Raw genomic sequence first — 5723 nt, 5'->3', positions numbered from 1 at the left:
CCATTTATCCTCTGGATGAAAAACAGGCGGCGCAGGCGAATGCTCAAATCGACAAGGCAAACCGACAGCTCAATGGCAAGGTGGTAACGCCGGTCGAAGGGTCAGCTGTATTCTGGCCTGCCGAAGACTATCACCAGGGTTATTACAAGAGCGATGTAAGAACCTTGACGCGCTTCGGTTACGTGACCAGAGCGGACGCCTATAAAGGCTATCGCAAGGCGTGTGGCCGGGATGCGCGTGTCAAAGCTGTCTGGGGAGCCGAGGCGTTCAAGGGATTGCCCAAGGCAGGCTCCTGACAAGTCATCGATGCCTGACAATCAGTCGAATATTTGCCGCAACGTAAATTGTGCACTACATTTTTCCGGTGGGCTCACGTCTGAAAGGACGGAGTGATGCTTGGATTGTTCGGAATTCGTACTGAGGAGGAGCCGGAATTCGTGTCCGAGCTCAGAGCAGTGGAGACGGAAGATCGTCTCCGCAACGGTCTTGCCGACCTGTTGGAGGCCGCGCACCTTGAGATCGTCGACACAAATACTCCGACCGAATTCGCGGCTGCGTCAACCGTCGAGATCATGAAGCTGATCTTGAAGGCAGCAGAAAGAGATTTCGAGAAACTGTCCTTTGAAAACAGGTTCGTAACCGGACTGTTCGGCTTCCTGATTGCCCACAATATCAGCCGCAGGACCAACGCCGATCTCGGTGTCGTTCTTGGCATCGCCGGACTGGATCTTTTTTCTCGAGAGGAAATCGACCAGATCTACAAACTCGGCTCGTCCTACAGGCGTCTGCGCCAACATCGCCAGATGCACCTAGCGCTATATGGGGTCATCGACCAGTTTCTGTGTCAGCCGGATGAAGACTCGCTTGAGCTGCTTGCCGGGGCTTACAACCTTTGTCTGAAGCCTGAAAGTTGATTGCATTAGGTATCGTGAAGTCGAGCTGCAAACCTAGAAACGATATCCAACTCCAATATTGAAGATGTCGGCCGTTCCATCGACTGTGAAGGACGAAAAACCGGGAAGGGTGTATGATTTGCTGTTGAACTCATAGTGCTTGTAATCAAGCCGGGCATACACATTGTCCGTGACCTTGGCTTCGACACCAGCTCCTGCAACAAATCCGATATGAGTATTCTCATCCGATAGACCATCGCTTTTGCGTTTGATTTTGTAGTTGCCGAACCCAATGCCTGCCGAGAGATACGGCATGAACCTGCCTGCATCATATCCGGACCGCACAGTTGCTGCACCGAGCCAGTTCGAGTTCTGCCTTGTATTTCCCGAGCTTGAGTTGCCTCTGAAATTCACATAAGCGCCTTCAACACCAGCGCCCAGCACAAATTGATTGAACTGAAAATCGTAGCCGATGGATCCGCCGACAAGACCGGAACGAAAAAAGCTGTCACCGCCCAGGCTGTCGTCTCCCTGCAAAAAACCTCCACCGGCGAAGAGAACAGCATTGAAACCTGACCAATCCGCTCGGTTCAGTCTCAAGTCTTCAACAAGAGTGTAATCGGTGACCGGCGGGTTGGTCACCGGTATGTCCGCAGCGAAAACACCTGAGGTAATTCCGGGAAATAAAGTCAGAAACAGTGCAAAACAACGCATTGAGCAGCCCCCCCAATTACAACTATTGAGGGTCTTATGAAGCAGGCATTGTCAATTATTCGTTAAGGTAAACAAATTCAAACACCGACTTCAAATGCTTCGACGACTTCTATGAAAGCTTCGCCGTATTTTTCCAGTTTGGATTGGCCGACGCCTGAAACGGCAAGCAGCGCGTCGGCATTGACCGGACGCGCAGCGGCAATCCCGGCCAGGGTCGCATCGGGGAAGACAACATAGGGGGGCACGTTCTGGTCCCGGGCAATCTGGGTCCGGAGCCGGCGCAGTCGCTGGAACAGAAGTTTGTCTTCTTCGTCCAGCTCGTCCGCAATCGAGCCGGTTCTGGATGCGCGTGTCTGTTTCAGGCCTGCAGCGTTCCGGTCTCTCCGGAGTGCTATTTTCTCGTCACCGCGCAAGATTGTCCTGGCGTTTTCTGTCAGGACAAGTGCACCGAAATGTTCGTGATCGACATCGACGTACCCTGCGGCAACAAGTTGTCGTGCAATGGATTGCCAGGTTTTTTGCGGCAGATCCTGACCGATGCCGAACACCGACAGGCCATCATGTCCGAATCGGGCGACTTTTTCGTTGGTCTTGCCCAGAAGCACATCAATGACATGCCCGGTGCCGAAGCGCTGGCCGGTGCGGTAAATGGCCGACATCAGTTTTTGCGCTGCTTCCGATCCATCCCATGTTTCGACCGGCGACAGACAGCTATCGCAGTTTCCGCAAGGCTCGGGGTAGGTCTCACCAAAATGCGCCAGAAGGGCCTGCCGCCGACATCCCGCGGTTTCGCAAATACCCAAAAGGGCGTTCAACTTGGCGTTTTCGGCGCGCTTGACCTCTTCAGGGGCATCGCCTTCAGCGATCATGCGCCGCCGTTGGACGAGGTCGGCCATGCCGTAGGCCATGAACGCTTCCGAGGGTGCTCCATCGCGGCCTGCGCGCCCGGTTTCCTGGTAATAGGCCTCAACCGAGGATGGCAGATCCAGGTGGGCGACGTATCTGACGTCCGGCTTGTCGATTCCCATGCCGAAAGCGACGGTCGCAACCAGGCAAAGGCCTTCCTCCAGCAGGAAGGCATCCTGATGGGCGGCGCGTTTTTCCGCCGGTAATCCCGCATGGTAAGGCTGGGCCTTGATGCCTTTGGCCGTCAGCCAGTCGGCAATGTCTTCCACTTTCGCTCGGGACAGGCAGTAGACAATTCCGCTTTCACCTTCGTGTTTTTTTAGAAAATCCAGAAGCTGTTGACGCTGATTTGTGCGTTCGACGATCTCATAGCGAATATTGGGTCGGTCGAAACTGGTGGAGAAGACCTGCGCGTCCTCCAGTTCCAGACGGGCCAGAATGTCCTTTTGCGTGTGCGGGTCGGCAGTTGCCGTCAGCGCGACGCGCGGCACGCCTGGATAACGTTCGCGAAGACAGGACAGAGACATGTATTCCGGTCGGAAATCATGTCCCCACTGGCTGACGCAATGGGCTTCATCGATCGCGAAGACAGCGATCTCAAGCGTATCGAGGAACCGGCGGAAACTCTCGTTGCTTAATCGCTCCGGTGTCACATAAAGAAGATCGATCTGCCCGCTGCGTAGGTCGTCTTTGAGCGCAGACTGTTCCTCTGGGGACAGGGTTGAATTCAAGGCCGCGGCCCGGACCCCGGCTCCCTTCAGGGCGCCGACCTGATCTTTCATCAAGGCGATGAGTGGCGAAACCACAATGCCGACGCCGCGCCGGCAAAGTGCCGGGATCTGATAGCAGAGAGATTTTCCCGCACCGGTGGGAAACAGCACCACAGCATCATTGCCGTCGATCAGCGTGTCGATAACGGCTTGCTGTTTTCCGCGAAAACTGCTGTAGCCGAAAACTTTTTGAAGGACGGCAAGCGGTTTCGGTTCCGGACGGATGTTCGGAACGTCATTCAGCACAACTTGTGTGGCTTCATCCGCGGCAAGTGCGGGCGACACGGGCATGGGGCAGCGGCTTCCTCTGATTCTTCCGCACCATGTCTTATTCGCGAGCCGAGGGCAAACGCACCTGTGGATGAGTTGGGGGCGGTCGTCTCAAGACCGTATTCAAAATTCTGCGTCGGGATCTGTTGCCAGCGTTTCGGCGCAATGAACGCGCATCTGTTCGGTCAAGTCGGTCAGATCGCCATCCAAGCGTTCGGGTCTGATCGGTTTGCCGAAATGCACCTTGAATTTGGCCTTCTGCTTGTTCAGCAATTCGTTAAAGACCGTCATGTCGCGCAATTCGGTCGAGACACGGGCAAGGAAATAGAAAAGCCCGGAATTGCGACCACCCATATGCATGGGAATGATCGGTGCCTTGTTCTTGCGCGCCAGAGCCAATGCGGAAGTCATCCAGGGGCGCTCTGTCAGCTTGCCTTCGTTCCAATAGGCAAGACGGCCGGACGGAAACAGAACAACAACCCTTTCCTTCGAAAAGGCTGATGACGCCAGTTTGATCGTTTCCTTCGACTTTTCGCGGCTCTTGAAATCTGCCCGCCATTCTACCGGGATGATCATGTCCGCCAGACGCGGGTTGATGCGGATGGCATCCCGGTTGGCAAAAATGGCGAGGTCGTCTCGTCTGGATTTGATTGCGTCGTAAAGCACAATACCGTCGGCAATCCCGGTTGGATGATTCGACACAAGGACGACGGGCCCGTTGGTCGGGACGCGATCGAGGCCAAGGGTTGTGACGTCAAGCTGAAGCAGGTCGCTCAGATGGGCGAACACTTCAAGTGCTTCCATCTGGGAGATCGTGTCGGCCATATCGACAGCCGACCGATACCGAAGGACCCGAAGCGCAAATGGGCGAATGAGCGGCCACCATGGGCTTGCCATCACCAGTTTGCCGCGCTCGGCAATCAGGTCATCGACTATATGCTGATCGGAAGCAACTGGCTGAGACGCTGCCTGGAGGCGCGTCGGCAAGGTGTCCGTCGTCTGTTCGCTCGTCCGCACAATGCACCTCTGCCCACCGGTAAACTGTACTACTAATCAACATCGTTAACGAAATCAGCCGCTTGGTGCAAATGCTCGTTGAACAATTTTGGTCCCTAGTATTCACCAGGTTGTAAGTTAACTCCACAGGGAACTGGTAAATAACGCAATGATTGTCAAGAATGAGGCCGTCCAGGCCATTGATCTCGGGGTTGCCCGATCAGTCCAGTAGCAAAACACGTAAATCAGCCTCAACAGCACAAACAAGATGGCTAACTGGTCAAGCCAGTAAGGGGCGCCACCTTGACTGAGTGCGACAAAGACCGCGACGGCGAAAAACGGGAAGGCTTCGTAGCCATTGGCCATTGCCGCCTGTGCTCTGGCCCGAAACCCTTCGCGCCAGTAATCGGAGTCTCTGGGGTTGGCATTGTTGAAGTCCTTGTCGAGTTTGGCCGGCAGCACCGACAGGACGGGAAGGATGGCCGCTACAAGTATGCACCATATGGCAACCGGCATTGAAAACTCCTTTGATACTCGCGCTGAGTGCGGTTTCTCGTGCCAGGAAAGGTGGCACGCTGATAGAGAAAAATTGTCAATTCTGCAAATCTGGTGCTCATTTCAGGATATCCTCATGAAAATCCGCGTATCCGTTTTTTTGTCATAATGTCTTCCAGCTGTGACGGTAGATGGGCCTCGCATTGCGGCTTCGGCCGCTTCCTGAGAATAACGCGAAGGAAGTCATTCGTGACGAAGACCACCGTCTTGTTTCTCTGTCCCGACAACTCACTGCTTGGACCGTTGGCGGAAGCCTATCTCAACTTCAGGGCAAACGGCCTGATGAGGGCTTTTTCCGCAGGACTGGTTCCGGCCGACCACCTGAACAGGTATGTCGAGCGGCTGTTGTCTGCCGAGGGTCTGAATAGCCAGGGGCTGAATCCCAAGGCGGTCGACATTTTCTTGATGCCGCATGCGAATGTGCCCGATCGGGTGGTTTATCTCGCGGATATGAAACCGATATCTCTTCCGCAAATCTGGAAGACCACGACTTCCAGTCATTGGTGGAGCATCGCCGGTGCTCCTCCGTTTTCGAATTCTTTTTCTGCCGGGGCGGCATATTTTAAGCGGATCAGAACCTCGATTGACCAACTGATCGAACCAACCCGGAGCACCGCGG

At 54.8% G+C, this 5723-nt stretch carries 7 protein-coding genes; 3 read left to right on the top strand and 4 right to left on the bottom strand.

What is annotated here, in order from left to right:
• Positions 1 to 296 (top strand): peptide-methionine (S)-S-oxide reductase (locus K5905_RS26165; RefSeq protein ID WP_297589675.1); only part of this gene is annotated, 296 nt, incomplete at its 5' end.
• Between the two features lie 96 nt (positions 297 to 392).
• The gene (locus K5905_RS26160) at positions 393 to 914 is read left to right on the top strand and encodes a hypothetical protein (RefSeq protein WP_297589672.1); all 522 of its coding nucleotides are present in this window, start codon (positions 393 to 395) and stop codon (positions 912 to 914) included.
• Positions 915 to 947: 33 nt separating this feature from the next.
• Here K5905_RS26160 and K5905_RS26155 read toward each other — a convergent pair whose 3' ends face one another.
• From K5905_RS26155 to K5905_RS26140, 4 genes are all read right to left on the bottom strand, one after another.
• Positions 948 to 1607, bottom strand: coding sequence for an outer membrane protein (locus K5905_RS26155; protein WP_297589669.1), 660 nt, complete (start codon positions 1605 to 1607; stop codon positions 948 to 950).
• A gap of 77 nt (positions 1608 to 1684) precedes the next feature.
• Positions 1685 to 3574, bottom strand: coding sequence for a DNA helicase RecQ (gene recQ / locus K5905_RS26150; protein WP_297589667.1), 1890 nt, complete (start codon positions 3572 to 3574; stop codon positions 1685 to 1687).
• A 102-nt stretch (positions 3575 to 3676) separates the two neighbouring features.
• A complete protein-coding gene (locus K5905_RS26145) occupies positions 3677 to 4570 on the bottom strand; it encodes a 1-acyl-sn-glycerol-3-phosphate acyltransferase (RefSeq protein WP_297589665.1) in 894 nt (297 codons plus the stop codon).
• Between the two features lie 117 nt (positions 4571 to 4687).
• Positions 4688 to 5065, bottom strand: a complete 378-nt coding sequence (locus tag K5905_RS26140) for an MAPEG family protein (RefSeq protein WP_297589664.1) — start codon at positions 5063 to 5065, stop codon at positions 4688 to 4690.
• Between the two features lie 228 nt (positions 5066 to 5293).
• Between K5905_RS26140 and K5905_RS26135 the strand changes: the two genes are divergently transcribed.
• Positions 5294 to 5723 (top strand): ArsR family transcriptional regulator (locus tag K5905_RS26135; protein WP_297589659.1); only part of this gene is annotated, 430 nt, incomplete at its 3' end.

The organism is Roseibium sp. (assembly GCF_025698965.1).
In the GTDB taxonomy this organism is placed as follows: domain Bacteria; phylum Pseudomonadota; class Alphaproteobacteria; order Rhizobiales; family Stappiaceae; genus Roseibium.
This window is presented reverse-complemented; position numbering and strand designations above follow the sequence as displayed.